General features: G+C 61.7%; 16 protein-coding genes. 5 read left to right on the forward strand and 11 right to left on the reverse strand.

Annotation, left to right across the window (positions count from 1 at the left end; genetic code table 11):
* Window positions 1–17: 17 nt before the first annotated feature.
* Window positions 18–632, reverse strand: coding sequence for a putative colanic acid biosynthesis acetyltransferase (locus SB753_RS18465; RefSeq protein WP_408470188.1), 615 nt, complete (start codon window positions 630–632; stop codon window positions 18–20).
* Between the two features lie 183 nt (window positions 633–815).
* On the opposite strand from SB753_RS18465, the gene SB753_RS18470 reads away from it, so the two are divergent.
* A complete protein-coding gene (locus SB753_RS18470; RefSeq protein WP_087751509.1) occupies window positions 816–1,310 on the forward strand; it encodes a hypothetical protein in 495 nt (164 codons plus the stop codon).
* 31 nt (window positions 1,311–1,341) lie between these two features.
* Here SB753_RS18470 and SB753_RS18475 read toward each other — a convergent pair whose 3' ends face one another.
* From SB753_RS18475 to SB753_RS18515, 9 genes are all read right to left on the reverse strand, one after another.
* The gene (locus SB753_RS18475; RefSeq protein ID WP_410801228.1) at window positions 1,342–2,673 is read right to left on the reverse strand and encodes a glycosyltransferase WbuB; all 1,332 of its coding nucleotides are present in this window, start codon (window positions 2,671–2,673) and stop codon (window positions 1,342–1,344) included.
* A gap of 64 nt (window positions 2,674–2,737) precedes the next feature.
* Window positions 2,738–3,880 (reverse strand): glycosyltransferase family 4 protein, encoded by a 1,143-nt coding sequence (locus SB753_RS18480; protein ID WP_131317712.1) that lies wholly within the window; start codon window positions 3,878–3,880, stop codon window positions 2,738–2,740.
* A 25-nt stretch (window positions 3,881–3,905) separates the two neighbouring features.
* The gene (locus tag SB753_RS18485) at window positions 3,906–4,862 is read right to left on the reverse strand and encodes a GDP-L-fucose synthase family protein (RefSeq protein WP_408413455.1); all 957 of its coding nucleotides are present in this window, start codon (window positions 4,860–4,862) and stop codon (window positions 3,906–3,908) included.
* A 5-nt stretch (window positions 4,863–4,867) separates the two neighbouring features.
* The gene (gene gmd, locus SB753_RS18490) at window positions 4,868–5,986 is read right to left on the reverse strand and encodes a GDP-mannose 4,6-dehydratase (RefSeq protein WP_020069784.1); all 1,119 of its coding nucleotides are present in this window, start codon (window positions 5,984–5,986) and stop codon (window positions 4,868–4,870) included.
* Window positions 5,987–6,084: 98 nt separating this feature from the next.
* Window positions 6,085–8,319, reverse strand: coding sequence for a polysaccharide biosynthesis tyrosine autokinase (locus SB753_RS18495; RefSeq protein ID WP_020069783.1), 2,235 nt, complete (start codon window positions 8,317–8,319; stop codon window positions 6,085–6,087).
* A gap of 49 nt (window positions 8,320–8,368) precedes the next feature.
* A complete protein-coding gene (locus SB753_RS18500; RefSeq protein WP_020069782.1) occupies window positions 8,369–9,508 on the reverse strand; it encodes a polysaccharide biosynthesis/export family protein in 1,140 nt (379 codons plus the stop codon).
* 68 nt (window positions 9,509–9,576) lie between these two features.
* Window positions 9,577–10,962: an undecaprenyl-phosphate glucose phosphotransferase gene (locus tag SB753_RS18505; RefSeq protein ID WP_310354273.1), complete on the reverse strand. Its 1,386-nt coding sequence runs from the start codon at window positions 10,960–10,962 to the stop codon at window positions 9,577–9,579.
* Window positions 10,963–11,014: 52 nt separating this feature from the next.
* The gene (locus tag SB753_RS18510) at window positions 11,015–12,562 is read right to left on the reverse strand and encodes a mannose-1-phosphate guanylyltransferase/mannose-6-phosphate isomerase (RefSeq protein WP_408192927.1); all 1,548 of its coding nucleotides are present in this window, start codon (window positions 12,560–12,562) and stop codon (window positions 11,015–11,017) included.
* An 86-nt stretch (window positions 12,563–12,648) separates the two neighbouring features.
* Window positions 12,649–13,632: a helix-turn-helix domain-containing protein gene (locus SB753_RS18515; protein ID WP_204520310.1), complete on the reverse strand. Its 984-nt coding sequence runs from the start codon at window positions 13,630–13,632 to the stop codon at window positions 12,649–12,651.
* 788 nt (window positions 13,633–14,420) lie between these two features.
* On the opposite strand from SB753_RS18515, the gene SB753_RS18520 reads away from it, so the two are divergent.
* From SB753_RS18520 to SB753_RS18535, 4 genes are all read left to right on the forward strand, one after another.
* Window positions 14,421–16,421, forward strand: coding sequence for a hypothetical protein (locus SB753_RS18520; RefSeq protein ID WP_410801232.1), 2,001 nt, complete (start codon window positions 14,421–14,423; stop codon window positions 16,419–16,421).
* A gap of 125 nt (window positions 16,422–16,546) precedes the next feature.
* Complete coding sequence (locus SB753_RS18525; protein ID WP_310354268.1) at window positions 16,547–16,696, forward strand: hypothetical protein; 150 nt, start codon at window positions 16,547–16,549, stop codon at window positions 16,694–16,696.
* A 73-nt stretch (window positions 16,697–16,769) separates the two neighbouring features.
* Window positions 16,770–17,222, forward strand: coding sequence for a GDP-mannose mannosyl hydrolase (locus SB753_RS18530; RefSeq protein ID WP_027777968.1), 453 nt, complete (start codon window positions 16,770–16,772; stop codon window positions 17,220–17,222).
* A gap of 122 nt (window positions 17,223–17,344) precedes the next feature.
* Entirely contained in the window at window positions 17,345–19,741 is a 2,397-nt protein-coding gene (locus tag SB753_RS18535) for a PIG-L family deacetylase (protein ID WP_410801234.1), read from the forward strand.
* Window positions 19,742–19,787: 46 nt separating this feature from the next.
* Here the strand turns inward: SB753_RS18535 and SB753_RS18540 are convergent, their stop codons facing one another.
* The gene (locus SB753_RS18540) at window positions 19,788–20,873 is read right to left on the reverse strand and encodes a glycosyltransferase family 4 protein (RefSeq protein ID WP_027804908.1); all 1,086 of its coding nucleotides are present in this window, start codon (window positions 20,871–20,873) and stop codon (window positions 19,788–19,790) included.
* Window positions 20,874–21,163 lie beyond the last annotated feature (290 nt).

Consider the following 21,163-nt stretch of genomic DNA (forward strand, 5'->3'; position numbering starts at 1 on the left):
TACTTCTGTGCTTCAGGTCACGAAAGAAACCTCTTCCGTAAAAAACGGCACGGATTTCCGCCATACACGCCCTCGGCTTCAAGCGAACGATGTACGACAGACAGCGGCGTGACGACTGCCGAGCGGCCGATCGTCACGCCCATTTGCACGACGCATTTCGACGTGATCCACACGCCGTCCTCGATCACAATAGGCGCCACCCGCAGGTCCATCGTGGTGCTCATGTCATGCGAGCCGGCCGTGAGGAACGTCCCTTGAGAGATGCAAACATTCGAGCCGATGCGAATCAGAGCCTGGTTGTAGATCCATACGTCGACGCCAAACCAGCACTTGTCACCGACCTCGAGATTCCACGGTGCCTTCACGCGCAATGGATGCACGAAACGGCACGCTGTACCGATCTTTGCGCCGAAGAGGCGCAGCAAAGCCACTCGCACGAATGAGAACGGCAGTAGCTTGTTGTTGATCACGCAGGCTTCCACGAAGAACCAGATGAGCTCTACGAGCGCACTGCGCCCCGCGCGGTAATTCCCCTTGCCGGCGAGACTCAGGTCGATGACGCGGCGCTCGGCGGCGCCGCTTTCTGCTTGCGGCGCACATGCGAGCCGCGGATCGTCAGCAATGTTGCCCATCATCTTCCTCCATACCTTGCTTTCCTGCGTATATACACAGGGATACTGATTAGTTTGCTGAGAGTGGCATTGGCCGCCAAGGTACGTTCAAACGTGTCGGTCCAGGCAAGCGTTTTGGCGGCTACGTGCATGGATTCTGGCGCACGATATCTTCACCACAACTGTATTAACCCGGGGACCACAATGACCACTTCGCTTCAACGTACTGCCACCTGCATGCTCGTCCTTGCCGCCGCGTGCGCAGGACCCGCGCTCGCCCAGAACGCCGCGCCCGCGCGAGCACCGGCAATGACCGCCACCGCGCCGACCGGCTATGGCGCGCCCCAGCAAGCTCCCATCGATCGCCGCGCCGTGCAGCGCAAGCGGGAGCAGAAGCTGCTCGGCGCGCCCGACGGATACGGCGCCGCCGATGCACGAGGCGGCAATATCGACGACGCACGCCGCGCGGCGTTGATGGACGAGCAACGCATGACTGTTATCGGAGGCGAGCAAGCCGGTCAGCAGGGCGCCGCGGGTAAGCGCAAGGCGCCTGCCGCAGCCAACGGCCAGTTGCGCGTGGCCGACGCGGCCCCCGGCCAACGCGCGGCGGACAAGCTGCTGCCCGACGGCGCCGCTAAGGCCGCCTACACCGACCCGTACGCAACGGGTAAGCGCTCCGTCTACCGGTCGCCGTGGTGATTGCGCATTCATGAGAAGGCCGCATGCCGGTTCAGTCCGGCGCGGCATCCTCCGTAGTAGCCGGCTTTGCGTGCGGCACCGCCACCGCTGAAGGCCTTGCGTCGAAATACGTCTTGCTCGCTTTCGCACGCCTTCTTCCTGCCGCGCGGCACAGCATTCCAACGCGTTCTTCGAACGTACTGATCGTCGAATCGGGCGACAGCGTGCTCTCCGCATAGTCACGCCCGGCGCGGCCGAGCGCAGCTCGCCGCTGCGAGTCGTTTGCCAGTGCAGTGATAGCGCCGACCAGCGCCTTCACGTTATCCGGCGGCACCACTACGCCACGCGAATGCACCGCCTCGTGAAGCGCCGTGCCGCGCCGTGCCATCGCAATCGTCGCGCGACCGCTCGCGAGCATGCCGGTCAGCTTCGACGGCATCACGAGATCGGCCGCATCGGCGCGTTGCGGCAGCACGTGAATGTCCGCAAGATTAAGCAGTTCGTTCAGGCGCTCCACCGGCTGCAGCGGAAGAAAGATGCAGTTCGGCAACGCGGCGCAGCGCTTGACGAGGTTCTCTCTCGCGGCGCCGCTACCGCAGAACACGAACGTGACGTCGGGGCGAAACGCGAGCGAGGCCGCCGCTTCCGCAAGCGTCTCGATACCCTGCTTCGCGCCCATGTTGCCCGAGTACAGAACGACCTTCTGCTCGTCGGATATGTTGAGCAGGCTTCGATACTCGCTCGGCCGCGACAGCGGGAACACCGCTGACACGTCGACCCAGTTGGGCAGGCACACCACTTTCGAAGGCTCGACGCCCTTTGTCGACGCACGCGCGCTCATTTGCCGCGTGATGGACGACACTGCATCGAAGCGGCGCAATAACTGGCTCTCGATCCAGCGCGCGATCCGCGCGGCACGCGAGCCTTTTAGCAGGCCGAGTTCAAAGGCGGCGTCGACCTCATAGTCCTGAATGTGCAGCCACGCGCTCGCACGGGCGACCTTAGCGAGCGCGATCGTCGCGGGGGCGCACATCAAGGTCGGTGCGATCAACAGTACTGCATCGGGGCGCCAGAAGGCCTGCAACGCGAGCAACGGCAAAGACGTTGCCGCGAAGCTGGCCAGATGAATCATCCGCTTCACGCCGCTCGGGCGTGAAGGCACCCATAGCGGCGCGCGCCATACCGTGACACCGTCGCGCTCTTCCCGACGATAGCGCCACGATGTATACCCCGAGGAAACTCGCCAATCCGGGTAGTAAGGCGGAGCGCATACCACGCGGACGTCGTGCCCCCGGCTCGCAAGCAGCGTGGCCATTTCTGCCGTGTACTTGCCAGTCCCCGTGAGTTCGGGCGCGTAATTGAGGCCGTAGATCAGGATCTTCATTGTGCGTGTCTGAACGTGTTTAAGGCTGCTATGCCGCGACCTCGCGGCGACGCCGCGACGCCCGTCAATCGCTCAGCATCAGCGCACAGCCCCGGGCAATATTGGCGGCTGCAGAAGGCGGATCGAAACGACGAATTACATCCATGCACCGGTGAGCGGTGCCGCTCGCATCGGCGAAAGCCTCCATCGCCTTCAGGAGCGTGCGCTGCAATCCGGCAACGTCGCCGGCGGTAAACGAATAGCCGCTCACTCCATCGACGACGAGCTCCGGCACGCAACCGCAGCTTTCGCTGACCACTGCCGGACAACCGTGCGCGAGCGCCTCGTTCACCACGAGGCCCCACGGCTCGCTATAGCTCGGCAACACCATGCACGTCGCGCCGTAGTACTCCCGCGTGAGCGGCTCGTCCTGCAGACTGCCGGCGAAAGTCACCGCGCCGGTCAGTTGCAGTTCCGCGACCTTCGCGTGCAATGCGTCGGCCATCGGCCCCGTGCCGACAATGCGCAACTGTGCTGCAGGAATACGCTTGCGCAGGCCGGCGAACGCTTCGATCAGCGTGCCGATGCCCTTCTCTTCCGACAGACGTCCCACGTACAGAAAAACCGGGGGATTGCCGGCGCGCGCGGCGACGCGCTCCACTAACGCGCGTTCCGGGGAAAACGAGCCCGGCAACGCGGCAGCCTGACACGGCACGAAAATCTTCTCCCGCTTCGCGCCGAGCGACAGCAGATACTCGCGGCTGCGTTCGCCGAACCCGAAATAGCCGTCGCACAGCGAAAAGAACACGCGCTTTGGAATCGACGTAATGAGCTTCTTCGGCCGATCCCGCGCTGTCGAATCGCAAAACACCGCGCGCCGCTTGCCCGTCACGATGCACGCCGCAAGCATCGCCCAATATTCCGGACGGTGATAGCCGGGAAGCACGATCAGATCGGACTTGGCCTTCAGCACCTCCCATGTGAGCCGGGCGATCATCTTGATTGTCGGCACGTCTTCGTAGCAGCCGTCGAACAGCTTTTGCATCGGATACCGATGGTACGAATAATCGACATCGGAGAAGCCGATGCGGTCGTGCTCGGTATCGGCGATCTGGACCATCGAATAGCGAATTGCTCCGGATGCCGAAATATTATGCAGCGCAGAAAAGACGACACCTTTGTGACGCGACCATACGACGTTGTGGAAGATGGTGACTGATGCAGACATTTTTATGCAGCTCCTCGACAAGGCGTCATTGCATGGCAGCCGTAGTCGCCGACCCGGTATACGATTCGACGAAATCCCGATACGTCGATGCGATTCCCTGCTCGAGTCCGATCGTCGAGCGCCAGCCCATCTTCCCAAGACGCGAGACGTCGAGCAGCTTGCGCGGCGTGCCATCCGGCTTCGATGCATCGAACACCAGTTCGCCCCCGAAACCCACCACCTTGCAAATGCATTCCGCCAGTTCGCGAATCGACAGATCTTCGCCGACGCCCACGTTGAAGAGACCTTCGGTCACGTTGTTTTCAAGCACGAACAACGTGGCCGCTGCCAGATCGTCGACATGCAGGAACTCGCGGCGCGGAGTACCCGAGCCCCACACCGTCAACGTGTCCGCTCCGTTCAGCTTCGCTTCATGCGCCTTGCGCAAAAGCGCCGGCAACACGTGACTGCTGTTCAGGTCGTAGTTGTCGTTCGGGCCATACAGATTGGTCGGCATCAACGACACGTATTGCGTGTTGTATTCGCAGTTGTACGCCTCGCACAACTTCACGCCCGCGATCTTCGCAATCGCGTACGCGTCGTTGGTCGGCTCGAGCGACGAGGTCAACAGATATTCCTCGCGAATCGGCTGCGGACACTGCTTCGGATAAATGCACGACGATCCGAAGAAGACGAGCCGTTCCACCTGTGCGCGATACGCCGCGTGAATCACGTTGGTTTCGATCACCAGGTTTTCATAGATGAACTCGCCCGGCCGCGACGCGTTGGCAAGAATGCCGCCCACGCGCGCCGCGGCCAGCAGCACGACATCGATCTTCTCCGCCTGAAAGAAGCGGTTCACGGCTGCCTGATCCGTGAGATCGAGTTCGACGCGCGACCGGGTAATCACGTTGGTATAGCCCGCGGCAGCGAGCCGTCTGACCAGCGCAGAGCCGACCATGCCGCGGTGCCCCGCGACGAAAATGCGTGAATGTTTGTTCATCGCAGTCACTCGTGATGTTCGAGCGCCGTGAAACCGGCGAGCGTGACGAGCGCGTCACGACGTGCAATCTGAAAGTCGGAGCGAACCATCTCCTTGACGAGCGAAGCGAACGACGTGGTCGGCTGCCATCCGAGCTGCGCATGCGCCTTGGACGGATCGCCGAGCAGCGTCTCCACTTCCGCTGGACGGAAGTAGCGCGGATCGACACGCACGATCACGTCGCCCGGCGACATTCTGGTTTCGCGCCCTTCCACCTTCTCGACAATGCCGATTTCCTCGACACCGCTGCCTTCGAAACGCACGGTAACGCCCAGTTCGGCGGCAGCGTGCTGAACGAACTGACGCACGCTGTACTGCACACCAGTGGCGATGACATAATCCTCCGGCCGCTCCTGTTGGAGCATGCGCCATTGCATCTCGACGTAGTCGCGCGCATGGCCCCAGTCGCGCAACGCGGAAAGATTGCCGAGATACAGCGTTTTCTGCATGCCGACCGCGATACGTGCAATGGCACGCGTGATCTTGCGCGTCACGAAGGTCTCGCCGCGTACGGGCGATTCGTGATTGAACAGGATCCCGTTGCATGCATAAAGGCCATAGGCTTCGCGATAGTTGACGGTCGTCCAGTACGCGAACATCTTCGCCACTGCATAAGGGCTGCGCGGATAGAACGGCGTGGTCTCCGATTGCGGCACCTGCTGGACGAGGCCATACAGTTCCGAAGTCGACGCCTGATAAAAGCGCGTCTTGTTCTGGAGTCCCAGGATACGAATAGCCTCGAGAATACGCAGCGTGCCGAGACCGTCCGCGTTAGCCGTGTATTCCGGCTCTTCAAACGATACTGCAACGTGACTTTGCGCCGCCAGGTTGTAAATCTCGTCCGGCTCCACGCGTTGAATCACGCGCAGAATGCTGGTGGAATCCGTTAAATCCGCATGATGCAGAAAGAGCCGCTGTTCCGGATCGTGTGGATCGCGATACAGGTGATCGATTCGATCTGTGTTGAATAGCGACGAGCGGCGTTTGATGCCGTGAACTTCGTAGTCCTTAGCGAGCAACAGCTCGGCAAGATACGACCCGTCCTGCCCCGTGATCCCCGTGATCAGCGCGACCTTGCGTTTCATGAAGCTTCCCCTTTTGAACTTTTTAGTACTTGTGGCGAGAAAACTCAGCCCCGATTTTCAACCTGTAATACTGTCTTTCAACCCGCGATACTGTCTTTTCAACCCGCGATACTGTCGTATCCGTAATAGCCGCCCTGATAACCCGAACCGAGGAATGCTCCTTCCTGCGGCACATCAGTGAGCAATACACCTCTGAGTCCGACGCCTCCATTACGAAGACGCTTGGCGGTCTCCGCAATTTCATTCACCGGATGACGGCCATGGCGCACCACCAGCAGTGTCGTACCCGCATGCTTGCCGATCAGTGTCGAATCGGTCACCGCGAGAACCGGCGGCGTGTCGATGATCACCAGGTCGTAACGCGCCTTCAGTTCTTCGAGCATCGACTCGAAGCGCGAGCTCATCAGCAGTTCGGACGGATGCGACGGCAGCGTGCCCTTCGCCAGCACGTCCAGACCCGGCAGCACGTCACGCTGGATCATCGACGCCAGATCGCCGCCGCTCAGCACATCCGACAAACCGGGTTGATGCGCGATGCCGAAATGCGAGTGCACGTCACCGCGCCGCATGTCGCCGTCGATAACCAGCACGCGTTTGTTTGCCGACGCCACCAGTGCCGCCAGATTCACCGACAGGAACGACTTGCCCGCGTCGGGCCGCGAACCCGTGATCATCACCACGTTATTCGGTGCGTGGTCGAGTGAAAGCTGCAGCGACGTACGCAGATTCCGCACGCCTTCGACGGCGATATCTTCCGGTGCCTGCTGGGCGAGAACATGCAAGCCGCGACGGCGCAACATGACGTTTTCCTGCAACCGCAACTGCGTCTGGCTGCGCGGCACCACGGCGAACACCGGGACGCCCAGCACCGCTTCGAGCTCGTCAGGACGCTCCACGCCGCCGTACATCGCGCGCTTGAAGAAGGTCAGCATGATGCCGAGCACGAGGCCGCCGCCAAGCGCGATCAGGATTGCGATCACGCGCTTCGGACGGACCGGCTCATCCGGCGCCTCGGCGAAATCGACCACCCGCACGTTGCCGACCTGACCCGCCTTCGCCACGCGCAGTTGTTGCGCGCTATTGAGCAGGTTCGTGTAGAGCTCGGTATTGACATGCACATCGCGCAACAGACGCAACGCGGTCTGCTCCGTGTCAGGCATCACCGATACGCTGCGGTTCATATTGGTCTGCGCGCCCTGCAGTGCTGCGATTTGCGCATCCAGCGAGGCGACCGCCGGGTGGTTCGCAGTAAAGCGTTGCGACATCTCCGCACGTTGCGTTTGCAGGTCCAGCAGCTTGGTCTTGTTGTCGACGATCTGCTGAAGCAGCAAGCGGCTCTCTTCGCCAAGATCCACCGTACCGTGCGTATTGCGGAACTTGTTGTAGCGCTGTTCGGCGTCGTCCAGCTCCTTGCGCAAGCCCGGCAATTGCTGATCGAGGAATGCGAGCATGTGCTCGGCTTCCGTCGAACGGCTCGCAACGTCCTGGCGCACGAATTCACGCGCCATGCTGTTGACGATCGCTGCGGTCAACGCGCTGTCGCCGCCTTCGAGACTCGCGCGGATCACGCCGGACTGCAGCGTGGTTTCCTGCACGACGAGCGCTTTCTGCAAACGATCAACCGTGCTCAACGTCGATGCACGCGACAACTCGAACTGCGAGCCCGGCGCGCCGGTCAGCGAATCGACACGCAGGGCGATCGGACCGTCGGCCGTGTCGGTTTCCACCGTTTCGCCAACGTGGCCAGACAGAATCGCAATGCCGTTCTTGTCGCGCAGCACATACGAACGGTCGTTGCCGGCGATCAGCGTGAACGTCGTGTCGTACATCTCTTTCGACGTGTCGAAACGCGACACCGCGATACTTTCATTGCCCCATGCGTAGCCGGACAGATTGATGAACTGCGGCAGTTTGAAGCCCCACTGCCCGTTCACGAGCCCGGCAATCAGGCTGCCGATAACCGGCATATAGCGCGGCGTAGCGGTGATGTCGAGATGCAGCTTCTTAACGGTCTCCTCGGTCACGAGACGCGATTTGAGCAGCTCGATTTCGGCCGCGGTCGAAGGCTTCGTATCGAACATCCCCGTGAGCGGCGGCAAGGAGTCCTTGCCGTTCGCGTTGGCATTCGCCGTCTTGTCCTCGACGTGAAACAACACATCCGCTCGATACGTTGGCGGGGCCAGGAAAGCGTACGCGCACCCCAGCGCGAGCGCGATCAGCGTCACCATAGCAATGGTGCGCCAGCCCCGCACGATCGTGCGGAGATAGTCCGACAGATGAAGCTCGTCCGGTCCGGACACGTCGGTGTAGCGGTTTTCGAAATTGATTGCCATTTTGGTCACCCAGCGGAACCCGGCGGTTCTGATTTACGTTATAGGGTCGTTATTTCGCGAGCACGGCACCAGTCACAGCCGCATTGATTGCCGGCAGCAGCAGGTTCAACACACGGTTAAAGCGAACCAGTCCGCCCTGACCGACATACACCACGTCCTTCGGTTGCAGCTCGAACTGGTTGGCGAGAATCATCGAAACCGGCGAGGTTGCGTCGAGGTGATAGACCTGCGGCGAATCGCTCGTCGAGTTGCGGATCACGAACAGTTGCCGCGTGGCGGCTGTGTTCGAATCGAAGCTGCCGCTATCCGAAATGGCTTGCGAAAGCGTCAGCGAACCGTTGCGCATCGGCGTGATCGTCGCAGGCTTGTTCACTTCGCCCATCACATAGACACCGCTGTCTTCGCGCGAAGCCACGCGGATCGCGTCGCCCGGTTGCAGATAGATGTTCGACGGGTTGTGTCCGCGCTTGAGCAGCTCGTCCATGTTCAGCTGATACGTGACGCCATTACGAACCAGCTCGACGCGGCTGCGATCGGCATTCGGGCTGAAGCCACCGCCCTGGTTGATCGCGCTCGTGAGCGACATCGAAATGTCGTTGATCGACTGCGTGCCAGGCGTGCGCACTTCACCGTCTACGTAAATCTGCGCAGCGCGGAAAGACGCTACACGCACGGTCACTTCCGGCTTCTGATAGACCTTGCTCAGGCGGCTATACAGTTCCTTCTGGATCGTGCCGACGTCTTTGCCGGCCACGTGCACCGTGCCCGCGTACGGGAACTGCACATCGCCCTTTTCGTCGATGAGAAAGCCCGATGCGGCGTCGGTCGTCTTGCCGTTCTGCGCCGGCTGGCCCAAAGCTGCCGCGAGTTCCGGGTGATCCCACACGACGATTTGCAGCACGTCGCCGGGGCCCACGCGATAGGGGGTCGGCTTGCCGAAAAGCGCCAGTGTTTCGGGCGGCAATGCGGCAGTAGATTGCTCGGTGCGCATCTTGCGCACCAGCGACAGATTGATATCGGTAATCGGTATCGTCTGTTGCTGCGCGGGTTCGGTGCTGAAATCGCCACCTGTTTCCTGAAGCATGGCCGGTGTGTCCATCCGCTGACCAGGCGCGGCGGCGCAGCCCGCGAGCAATGCAGCGATGGCGAAAACCGTAAGACTTCCCGTGCGTGTACCAAGCGAGCTCATAACATTTCCTCCTTGCGCGGGAGCGGCGTTCCCCAGATAAGGCGACGCCCCGCGTGCTTTGTTAACAACTAGTAAGCGTTTCGATGCACCAGTCCGGCAACAATCGTCGCGCCGATGATCCGCATGTCGAGTGCGAACGACCAATGCCCCAGGTAGTAGAGGTCATGTTCGACGCGACGTTCCATTTTTTCTATGCGGTCGGTCTCGCCACGAAAGCCGTTGATTTGCGCCCAACCTGTAATGCCCGGCTTGATCCGATAGCGATTGATGTAGCCCGCGACCACTTTCTGATAGAGGTCGTCGTGCTCGAGCGCATGAGGACGCGGTCCAACGACCGACATGTCGCCACGCAATACGTTAAAAAACTGCGGCAGTTCGTCGAGGCTCGTGCGGCGCAGGAACGCACCCACCTTCGTCACGCGCGGATCGTTGCGCGTGGCCTGTTTGACGGTGCCTTTTTCTTCGGTGTGCAGGCGCATCGAACGGAACTTGTAGATGGTGAATACGCGTCCGTCCGCACCCTTGCGCTTCTGCCTGAAAAACACCGGCCCACGCGAAGACAGCTTCACCGCAATGGCGATCGCAACCAGAACCGGAGCGAGACAAAGGAGCGCGGCGGCCGCGAACAGGCGGTCGAAGATCTCCTTCTTCAGCATTGAGTTCGCCGACAGCGGCGACGCAACCAGGTTGATCGCCGGCACGCCGAGAAGGTCGATCACGCCGCTGCCTTCGAAGAGTGCCAGGCTGCGCACGTCGGGCATGAAACGGATGTTCACCAGATCGTCGCGGAACTCGCTGACGAGCGAACAGATCAACGGCTCTTCGGAGAGCGACAACATCAGCCACAACTCGTGAACATCGTTCGTGCGGATGTATTCAGCGAGCGCATCCACACTGTCGAACACCGGCACCCGCGTACTCGTGACCGGCGACTTCTCCGGGCTCGTGTTGTAGACCGCAGTCGCGCGAAAGCCCGTGGTGGGTGCGGATTCGATACGGCGAATGATCGCGTCGCATTGCGAGCCGCTCCCTACTATCGCCACCTGATGCAGATTCATGCCCGCACTGCGTGCTCGCGCAAGCACCGCATGCGTGATGAGCCGGTACGAGATCAGCAAGCCACCTGTTACGGCAGTCCAGTACGAGAACCACAAACGCGACACGAAGTCGATCCGATGCAGCGAATACATGAGCACGAGCGCACTGCCCTGCACGATCAGCCATGCAAGCGACACCTGACCGGCCAGCATCAGCTTCGAGCGGCCGCGCCACGATTCATACACGCCGAACGCGGGAAAGATCGCCAGCGCGAAGGCAGCGGCAAACATCACCAGCGCCCAATAGAAACCAGATTGAGCGAGGTAATCGAAGCGGATCTGCGACGCTACCGCCGCACCCGCCAGCACCAACGCGACATCGAACATTCGCGCGAGCAAATCCTGAAACTTGCGCATTTTGCTTACCTCGTACTGGCCGTTCCTGTTCGCAACCCGTCCGGCCCGCTGCCTATGAGCAACGGCCGTAGTTGTCGTTGAATCGCACGATGTCGTCTTCGCCCAGATAAGTACCCGACTGGATTTCAATAATTTCGAGCGGCACCTTGCCCGGGTTTTCGAGCCGGTGGCGCGTGCCGAGCGGGATGTAAGTCGACTCGTTCTCGCTCAGCAGGAATTGCTCTTCGCCTCGCGTGACGAGCGCCGTGCCGCGCACCACGACCCAATGTTCCGCGCGGTGATGATGCAGCTGGAGCGAAAGCTGTGCGCCGGGCGACACGACGATGCGCTTCACCTGAAAGCGCTCGCCGTGATCGATCGAATCGTAAAAACCCCACGGGCGATGCACCTTGCGATGCGCATCGGCTTCCGGTGCGTGCTGCGCCTTGATGCGCGACACGAGACCCTTGACGTCCTGCACATGCGAGCGGTCCACCACGAGCACCGCGTCAGCGGTTTCGACGACCACCACATTCGTCGTGCCGACGCACGCAACAAGGCGTCCTTCGGAATGCGCGTAGCTCGACACCGCTCCTTCGAACGTCACGCGGCCACGCCCTGCGTTGCCGTTGGCGTCTTTCTCCATCGCGGCCCACACCGCATCCCACGAACCCAGATCGGACCAACCGGCCTCCAGCCTGACGACCACACCCGCCGGCGATGCGCCGTCTGCGTGAGCGGCCTCGGTCGCATTTGCGTCCGGTGTATCGGTCAGGCGCTCCATCACGGCGTAGTCGATCGAATCGGCAGGCGCACTGAGGAACGCGTCAACGAGCGGCCGGAAATACGCGCCTTCGCTGCGCCCGTCACGGAACGCGCGCTCGCATGCAGCGTGCATCTCGGGCTGGAGGCGCGCGAGGGTATCGAGCCACACGCTCGCACGCACGATGAAGATGCCGCTATTCCACCAGTACGTTCCCGCGGCAACGTACTTCGCAGCGAGTTCCTCCGCTGGCTTCTCCACGAAGCTGTCGATCGCATGTCCACCGTCGGGCAACGCGGCACCGATACGGATATAGCCGAAGCCGGTATCCGGCCGCGTGGGCGGCACGCCCAGCGTCGCGATCGCGCCTCGTTCCGCGTAAAGCGCTGCGCTTTCCAGCGCGGCCTGCAATGCGCCGAGATCCGCGATCGAATGATCGGCCGGCATCACGACGAGAATGCCGTCCTTACCGTCCGCACACGCAAGCGATGCCGCGAGCGTAAGCGCGGGCGCCGTATCGCGACGAGCGGGCTCGACGATCAGGCGCGCCTCGACACCGTTCTCATGCAACTGCTCGGCAATCACGAAGCGGTGCTCTTCTCCGCAAACGATGATGGGCGAAGCGTCGACCTGCCAGTTCGACGGGAATCCGTTCATGCGCCGCGCAGTGGCTTGCAGCAGAGAATCCGAACCCACCACGTCGATAAGCTGCTTCGGATAGTTCTCGCGCGACACCGGCCACAGCCGCGTGCCCGATCCGCCCGCAAGGATGACGGGGACGATGCGCGTGCAACGCGCGCCGGTTGCCTCGCCACTCGCATTGGAAGACGCGCCGTTTTCGGTTCCCTGAGTCAACATATTCGTAATCCTTATGATTCTTCAATAACGCCAGAGCAGACGTGGCGACTGCGTGTATCAGGCGGGCCCGGTTCGCGCCGTCGAGGCTATTGGCCCACCATGCGGCGGCTTTGAATCCGGAACTCCGTAGGCGAAATTCTCATTCGCTTGCGAAACACCTTCGCGAGCCTGTCACCGTTGCCCATGCCGGTGCGTCGCGCGATTTTGTCGACCGGCAGTTCGGACTCGGTCAACAGACTGCACGTCACCGCGAGACGCTCGTGCAGCAGAAAACTGGAGGGCGTAATGCCCATTTCCATCTTGAAGCGGCGCAGAAAGTTGCGCTCGCTCATCGCCGCGAACTGCGCAGCGTCGGCAATCGAAATCGACTGCTGACAGTTTTCCTGCAGCCAGCGCGCCGCCGCGCGGACCTTGTCACCCGGCGTGAGCGCGCCGTCTTCGCTCAGCAGCGGGCCGAGGTTCGAGCACGAGTCGGCCAGCAAACGCTCCGCAACGGTGCGCGCGGTCGCGGCGCCCAGATCGCGCTTGATCATTGCGAGCGCACTCCGCATGGACTCGAGACGATCGCCTGCGTCGGCGGTCTGCTCGGTCTGGCGCGGCAGTGCCGACGGCTCGCGCAACTCGCTGCCGCCGGTTGCGTCCGGCACGTATGCCGCGTCGAGCAGTGCGCGCCCTTCCGCGATCGGCCGGATCATCCCTGTGTTGTGACGCACGCGGCGCAACCAGGCAATCAGGCGTTCGTCCTTCGCAGCGGCCAGGGCACCCTTGCCGCCGGCCACGTACAACGCGTCGAAGCCGCTGTAATGTCTCGCGTCGAGACCATCCGTCCACACTCGCAGAGCCGACGATGAAGTCACCATGCCGCCGTCTGCCGACAGGAAACACACGTCATAAGAACAGCCGCCGGAGCCCGTGGACGCGAGATCGTTCGCCGCCTGAAACACTTCGGCTACGACGCCGGCGCCTTGCAGCGAGCAGTCGTTGAACATCAATATCGCGATGCGACGCATCCCTTTGTTCGGTGCGTGCACCCAGCGCAGCATTGCTGACTCGAGACTCGCGCAGGTCATAGCTTCCTCACCAGAAAACGGCTTCCTTCACCGTCACGGCCACTACGGGCCGACTCCGAGCAGTGCATCATAGCCACCCTAAATCAAGTATTTAGCCGCCATGACCGATAGTGTTGACATGTTGGCGCATTGACAGGGGTGGCTCGCCGGTGATTTTCGGCAATATTCTGCCGACACCGAATTGCACCGAATTAATTGCCGATTCCGCATATCATTGAATTGGCGTTGTGCGAATGTTAGTGCAAACCAGGAGCGCATTTCGTTCGCCACCGCACACTGGATCACGACTCAAAAAAGGGCGGTTACAATCCAATCCGCGCGCGCCGGTCGCTGTTATAAAGCTGTTTTTGCCGGTTTCTGCGCGATGTGCAGATGTTTTCTCCTCCGCGCCAAGGCTCGCCGCCCAACTTGCTGCGCAACTTCGCGAGTTCGATGGACACCACGCACTTCAATAGCGCAAAGAAGTGTCTAATATAGGCGCGTTACTGCTCACTTAAATTATTTAATTTGTTCTTATTGGGCGACTTGAATATAAAGATGCCGATTAATGTTTCAGACCTGAAACATCGAAATAACATCGGATAACGGGGCAGCGCAAATGACGGACCAGAAGCGTAAGGCGCGAGACCGGAAACCGGCGGAAACCGCCACGAAATTGCGGAATTGCACTATGCGCTTTCCGCAACACGCCGAAACGGACGCTATACCGAGGCGGCTCTGACCTGGTGAATTAGCAGTTTGACGACGTTCGCGCGTCCACATACGCCGCGAACCGCACGGGGGAATGTATGTCGAATCGAAGCAAATACGGCGCAACGCGGAGCTTGAGCGATCCATCCGGAGCGCGCGCTCCAACGCGGCCCGCCGCCCTCTTTTTCGCCGTCGTCACCCTACTGTGGTGTTTCCCGGCTCAATGCGACGCAGCCGCTGCGGCCGCGGCCGCATCCGCAGCGCCAGCGGATCTTAAAGCGCCGTCGGGTCAAGGTCTGCGCTGCTCGGCGCCGTCATCGCAGACGCGCGCGGCATCCAACGGCGATCTCATCGAAGCCGACACGCCCAGCGACGGCACGCGCCTCTTCGCCGCGTCGAAACCGTTCACGCTCGTCATCACCACGCGCGCACCGCAAAACGACACGCTCAACTGGCAGATACGCGACACGTGGAACGTTGTGCGTGCAAGTGGGAGCTTCGGCGTCGCGGCGGGCACGACGTCGGCGACGCTAAGTTGCTCATCTACCGTAGCGGGTTACTTTGCCGTGTCGGCCTCGCTCGAACGTGCGCGAGGCCAGCTCGAATCGCGCGGCACACGTCCCGCAGGAATCGCGACCTTCGGGGTACTGCCCGATAACGCGCCGGCCTTGCCCCCGGTGCGGTTTCCCTACGACGACCTGCACCGCTTTGGCGGCCAGGGCACCGCTTATCTCGCGCCCGGCCAGCATTGCTGCGACGGCGACGGCTACCGTCCGGTCTATACCGCGCTCGGCCTGACGTGGGCCAACGACAATCGCAACTGGTATATGGAGGAGCCCGATAAGCCGGGCACCTTCAATCCCGCGACGAAGCAGCTCACGCCGTACTTCCAGCGCGGCGACATCATGCGTCTGATCCAGCTCGACGGCATCCCGAAGTGGGCAAGCCCCACGGGCAAGGAGACTCATAGCTACGCACCTACTTCACTCGCGCAGATGAAGGACTACATGGCAAAGGTCGGCACGGAATCGAACCGGGTCCGCACCACGTATTTTCCGAAGCAGCGTGACAACTACTATCAGGTGACGTGGGAGCCCGACGCGGATGGCGGATTGCCGTGGCGCGATAGCGACGCAAATTTCGTCGCGATGTACAAGGCAGTGTGGGAAGGCATCCATCAGACAGACCCGCATGCGGTGGTCATGGGGCTCACGTATTCATCGGTGCAGGGCAACGTGACGTGGATGCGCCGTCTGGGTCCGCTAGGCATCGGACGCTATATGGACGGCATGACCGTTCACGGTTATTACGACATCGGCACCACGCCATCGCATCCGCCGGAGCGTGTCGCCGACACACGCAATGAGGGCACCGTGTCCGGAGCACTGGCTGCTTCGATGCGTGCGCTGCGCCACGAAATGCGTCAATACCTGAAGCCGGGCGCGCCGCTCTTCGTTACCGAAACGGGCATCAGTTACGACATCGGCGAATCGTACGGCAAGAACTATCCAGGCGCGGACGTGCTGTACGCACAAGCCGCGGTTGTCGCCCGCACGCATTTGATCCTGCTCGGCGAGGGCGCCGACATGACCTACGTGTTCTATCTCGCGGACATGCCGGATGCCGCGCCGGGCTACGGCATCTTCTTCGAGCTCGAACACGCGAAAGGCGCATATGGTCCCTCGCGGATCAGCCCAAAACCCGCGGCGCTCGCGGTTGCGGCAATGACACGCATCATCGACGGAACCAATACGCTTGGGCCTTTGAAGGGCCTGCCAGCAGGTGTCCATGCATATGCGTTCAGACGGCTTGGCGGCGGCAAGATCGTGACTGCGCTGTGGACTCACGACAACGGCCGATGGAGCGCGAAAACGGGTTTCAACGCGGGACAAAGCGTCGACTACCGCTTGCGTGTCGACGCACCCGGCACGAGCGGCGAAGTCACTGCGCTCGACATGATGGGCAACGCAACGGCCGTACCGTATCGCGACGGCGTGGCGAACCTGAAACTGTCGCCCGCGCCTCTCTATGTGCTGTCCAGGAACGCCGACGTGTTCAAGGACGCGGTGACTGCGCCGGAAGGCTACGTTGCCCGATAGGGTCCGGACGCATGACGCGATCGGTACGCGACATCGCGCGGCGAAACCGCCGCGATAGCTAGGTAGCGCACAAAAACTCCGCGCCGGTAAAGCTAGCATTCTTATCGACGCGCTGGAGCCGCCCAATGAACGGCGTTGCATGGATCAAGCTGTTACTCGCGGCGGTGGCCGGCGCGTTTGTGCTTGCGGCGGCGGGCACACTCGTGCTCCTGTTGCTGTTCGCCTATGTAGCCGAGAAGCTGACCCGCGACGATGACAGCCGCGGCGATTACTAGCGATCATTAGCCATCCGGGCGCTTGCAACAGAAGAGTCGCGCCGGACATAGCACCTTCGCTTAAGGAACTGAAATGCTGACGGAGATCGACTTTCTCGACGTTGTTCGTCTAACGCCACTCGTCGCGATCGATCTGATCGTGAGGGACGCGGACGGACGAATCCTGATCGGCCATCGCCGGAACCGGCCCGCGCGCGGCACGTGGTTTGTGCCCGGCGGCCGCATTCTGAAAGATGAAACGCTCGACGCCGCGTTCGCGCGCATTGCGGACGCCGAACTAGGTATCGCAAAGCTTGCGCGTTCGTCCGCGCGCTTCGAAGGCGTATTCGAACATCATTACAGCGACAATTTCGCGGCAGAGCCCGGCGTGTCGACTCACTACATCGTGCTCGCCTATGCGCTGTCGCCCGGCAACACGCAGCAGATCGGGCGGCCCGATCAGCACAGCGACTATCTGTGGCTCACGCCCGCCGAGCTGCTCGCTCACCCGGACGTCCACGAAAACACCAAGGCGTACTTCCGCTAGTCGCGCCGATATTGCTGACCGGCGAAGCGCGGGCATCATGTCGCGCGCAGTGTTATCCCGGCAACGTGGAACGTCAGACCATTGCAGTATGATCGAGCCCACTTTTAACGGCTCGAATCGACATGCGATCAGCAGTAGCCAGTTCTGTTCGGGAATCATGCATTGCGCTTGTCGCGGTGCTCGCAGTGCTCGTGTGCGCCATGTTCCCAGCGACAGCGCGCGCAGCCGCCTGCAAGGCGGGCACACTCGTCACGGTCGTCGCGCATCTCGACGACGATCTGCTGTTTGTCGATCCCGCGATCAGCGAGCGTCTGGATGCCGGATGGTGCATCACTACGGTGCATCTGATCGGCGGCGCAAACGGTGCGAACTTCTCCTACGTGCTCACGCGCGAACGGGCCTCCCGGCTCGCGTATTCGCGCATGGCGGGGGTGCCTGACGCGTGGAGCGAATCGAACGTCGAGATTGCCGGCAAGCTCGTGCATCAAATGGTGTTGAAAGCAAAGCCCCAGGTTCGCCTGCTCGAATTGCGGCTGCCCGGCGGAGGCGTGCGCGGCGGACGCCAGCCGCTCGGCTTGCTGTGGGAGCAGCGCGCAACGCTTTTCTCGTATCCGATGAGCACGGACGGCTCGGGGCGCATGAAATACGACCGCGATACGCTGTCGGCCACATTGAAGGCAATTCTCGCTCAGGCTACGCTGATCTACACGCTTAATCCGGACACCGTACCATTTGTCGAACATCCGGATCACATCGTTGCCGCACGCATTGCGCGTCATGTTGCGCAGTCTCTCGCGAAGAGCGTGCCGATCGTCTATCACGTGACATACCCGACGGGCGGCTGGCCGGCCAATGTTCCCGCGACCGAAGTGCAGCGCAAGCGCGACATTGTCGCGAGCTATTTTTCGATCGACGGAAGCGAGTCGTCGCATGTATTCGGCGAGTTTCAGTGGGACGGCAACTGGATCGCGCGGCGCTATGCATTCGCGGATCGCAGCGATCGCCGCGTGCCGGACTTCCAGGCGCGTCCCATACAGCTATTCAATGTCGCGACGAATCGCTGCGTAACCGCAAGCGGGCCCGGCCGTGCACCCACGCTCGCCGCATGCAATGGATCCGCCGCGCAGCAATGGCGATGGGAGCCGGTACCGGTCTATCCCGGCAACGCGCGCAATGCGGCGCTTGTCAGCGTGGCGACGTCGCAATGCATCGCCGAGCGCGACGGTTATCTGCGCTCGGAAAGCTGCGGTCAGTGGGACCTTGCGCAACGCTGGACGCCATGGGACTTCGGCCTCGTCTATACGCCTATGCGCCATTGCCTCGGTGAAAACGACGGCAAGCTGACAATGCGCGGGTGCACCGCGCTCACCACGCGTTACCGTTGGGCCACGACGCAACGCATCCAGGCAAACGATCCCCGGCTTGCCACCGCAATGTACGCAGACGTGACGGGCACGGGAGCACAATCCGCAATCTATGTGCAGCGGCAGCACGATGGTCCCGGCTTTAACGTCTACGCAGCGTCGCTCGAAAAAACCGCGCCCCCGGCGCTCTGGTATGCAGCCGCAGTGCCGTTCGACCCGGACGCCACCGCGGCGAGCTGCGCGGGCGACAAACTGTGCTTCGACAGCGCGCGTTTCCTGCTCGGCGACTTCGACGGCGACGGCAAAACTGACCTGATGGTTGTTACTGCGCGAGAGAACGGCACGGCCTTCTGGCTACTGCGCAGTCTGGGCGATCGTTTCGATGCACCCCGCCTCTGGTTGCAAACGGACGCGGCATTCAAACCCGAATTTGCTCAGCAATACGTGGCTGCGGATTTCACCGGCACGCGTAGAGCCAGTGTGCTCATTGCACAAAAGCGCGCAGACAGCGGCCTTGACTTGTGGATCGCGTCATCTGCCGGCGCTGCAGATCGTGGCACCGCCCCTGTGCTCGTCGCGCAAGCTCGAGGCCTCGCACAGAACGCTGCGTTGCTGCCGTTCGGCAACGCGGGCTCGCGCTCGTCGCTCGTCGCCATGGAGACGGCGCAAGGACGCATGTCGCTCACGGTCATCTCGAACGTCGGGGCGCGGATGAGCATCGGCGAACGCAGAATGTTGCCGGCTAACTTCGTGCCGGGCTTCGTGAAGACGACGGTCGCGTCGTCGCGCGGCGACGATCGCGACACGCTAATGCTGGTCACGCCGCGTGTAAATGGCACCGACGCTGACACGCTGATCGACATCGCCACACTCGACCTCGCTGCATCCGCAGCGACGCCGGTGCACGTAGCTTCGTTGCGCGGCATGTCGTGGTCGGATGTATTCCCTGGCTATGTGCGCGACACGCATGGCGCTGCACTCGTGCTTTATCGCAGAACCGACGCGACGCTCGGCGACTTTTACTTTACTGGCGGCGCACCGGCGCTATCGCGCTATCCGCTGGAGAACGGCTTCGCCCTGGGCGCGCCGCACGATCTCGGCGAGCTACCAGGGCTGTTTTCGGAGACGGTGAGAATAGACCGGCTCGCGCAATAACGCGTGGCGCGCCGGTCCTTAAGCTCAGAATAAACTCAGGGGCAACTCAGGCCGATACCTGCATCGGCTGAGCGAACTTGCGCACGATCGACATGTAGCGGTCCGCGGTGTCGTGCAGCGTATAACCGGCGAGTTGCCGGTGCGCGCGCGGCGTTTCCAATGCCTTGACGAGCGCGTGGGCATAGGCGTCGACGTCCGTCGTGTCGACGAGATTCACGCCGGCCAGATTGCTCGCGAAACCGAATGAAGGAATGCGGTTCGCCACGACCGGAATTCCCGACGCGAGCGCCTCCAGAAATCCTATGCTCTGGGCTTCGAAGCGCGATGGCATCGCGAACACGCGCGAGGAGCGCAGCACCGCGGCAACGTCCGAGCGCGGTCCGCATACGCTGACCTTGCTCTCCAGACCAAGTTGCCTCACGAGCGACACCACTGCGCGGTGATAATCGAGTTCCTCGACCACGCCGCACAGCAGCAAACGCGCTTCGGGTTCGACCTGAAGTACACGCTCGAATGCGCGAACCGTGTCCAGCTGACTCTTTCCTTCTATGTATCGGCCGAGCTGAACGATCTGCTTCGAAGGCACCGCGCTGTCGGGTGCGGGCGAACTGTCGTGTCCGGCGAATAGCGACGCGTCGACGCCATTGGGAATGACCACCATCGAAGGATGCCGGCCGATCTCGCGCATGTAGTCGTCGATATTCTGCTGCGAGACGCCGATGATGGCTCTCGCCCGGCGCGATAGCAGGCGTTCGGCGCGCTTGAGCGCACCGTTTTCGAAGTCGTTGACGCCCGAGTGCATCACCCATGCGATAGGGGTGTGCACTGGCAACAGACGCACGTACAGCGCAGCAAGCGTCGCATGCGCAATGATGAAATCCGGGCGAAACTCGCGCACCACGCGATACAGGTGCAGCAGTTTGCCGATCCTGCCGTGCCGCACATCGGGAAAACGGCACATGACACCCGCCGCCGCGAGCTCGGCTCGAATAGCGACGAAGTCGTCCTGCTGCGGCAACAGCGAAGTCATGCAAACTTCGTGTCCGGCACGCTGATGGTGAATCGCAAGACCTTTTACGAGTACTTCTGCCCCGGACAATCGTGGTGCGTGAACCAGTTGAAGAATCCTCACGATTTATCTCTCTGATGACCGCCCATTTTGCAGCGGATAGATGAGTCGGCCCAGCGAACAACGCCACACTGGGCGCTCTCATCCGATAGTTTGTATGTGGCGCACGCCTTTGCAACGCGCGCCCTTTCCGCAACACGCGACCGGCCAATGCACCGGTTCTCGTCGCGAGAAAACGTTACACCCAAGATCCTGCAAGTTTGCGCCAAGTCCAAGACTTCTTCGGCTTCGAAATGAGCGGTATCGCCCACTTGGGCGGTGAATTTCTTCTGGAGACCGAATGGGCCGGCCGA

Source organism: Paraburkholderia sp. SIMBA_053, from assembly GCF_046534895.1.
GTDB classification, from domain to species: domain Bacteria; phylum Pseudomonadota; class Gammaproteobacteria; order Burkholderiales; family Burkholderiaceae; genus Paraburkholderia; species Paraburkholderia caledonica.

Coding starts and splice junctions, on each gene's coding strand:
- SB753_RS18465 (WP_408470188.1), bottom strand. CDS start 632: ATGGGCAACATTGCTGACGATCCGCGGCTCGCATGTGCGCCGCAAGCA.
- SB753_RS18470 (WP_087751509.1), top strand. CDS start 816: ATGACCACTTCGCTTCAACGTACTGCCACCTGCATGCTCGTCCTTGCC.
- SB753_RS18475 (WP_410801228.1), bottom strand. CDS start 2,673: ATGAAGATCCTGATCTACGGCCTCAATTACGCGCCCGAACTCACGGGG.
- SB753_RS18480 (WP_131317712.1), bottom strand. CDS start 3,880: ATGTCTGCATCAGTCACCATCTTCCACAACGTCGTATGGTCGCGTCAC.
- SB753_RS18485 (WP_408413455.1), bottom strand. CDS start 4,862: ATGAACAAACATTCACGCATTTTCGTCGCGGGGCACCGCGGCATGGTC.
- gmd (WP_020069784.1), bottom strand. CDS start 5,986: ATGAAACGCAAGGTCGCGCTGATCACGGGGATCACGGGGCAGGACGGG.
- SB753_RS18495 (WP_020069783.1), bottom strand. CDS start 8,319: ATGGCAATCAATTTCGAAAACCGCTACACCGACGTGTCCGGACCGGAC.
- SB753_RS18500 (WP_020069782.1), bottom strand. CDS start 9,508: ATGAGCTCGCTTGGTACACGCACGGGAAGTCTTACGGTTTTCGCCATC.
- SB753_RS18505 (WP_310354273.1), bottom strand. CDS start 10,962: ATGCGCAAGTTTCAGGATTTGCTCGCGCGAATGTTCGATGTCGCGTTG.
- SB753_RS18510 (WP_408192927.1), bottom strand. CDS start 12,562: ATGTTGACTCAGGGAACCGAAAACGGCGCGTCTTCCAATGCGAGTGGC.
- SB753_RS18515 (WP_204520310.1), bottom strand. CDS start 13,632: ATGACCTGCGCGAGTCTCGAGTCAGCAATGCTGCGCTGGGTGCACGCA.
- SB753_RS18520 (WP_410801232.1), top strand. CDS start 14,421: ATGTCGAATCGAAGCAAATACGGCGCAACGCGGAGCTTGAGCGATCCA.
- SB753_RS18525 (WP_310354268.1), top strand. CDS start 16,547: ATGAACGGCGTTGCATGGATCAAGCTGTTACTCGCGGCGGTGGCCGGC.
- SB753_RS18530 (WP_027777968.1), top strand. CDS start 16,770: ATGCTGACGGAGATCGACTTTCTCGACGTTGTTCGTCTAACGCCACTC.
- SB753_RS18535 (WP_410801234.1), top strand. CDS start 17,345: ATGCGATCAGCAGTAGCCAGTTCTGTTCGGGAATCATGCATTGCGCTT.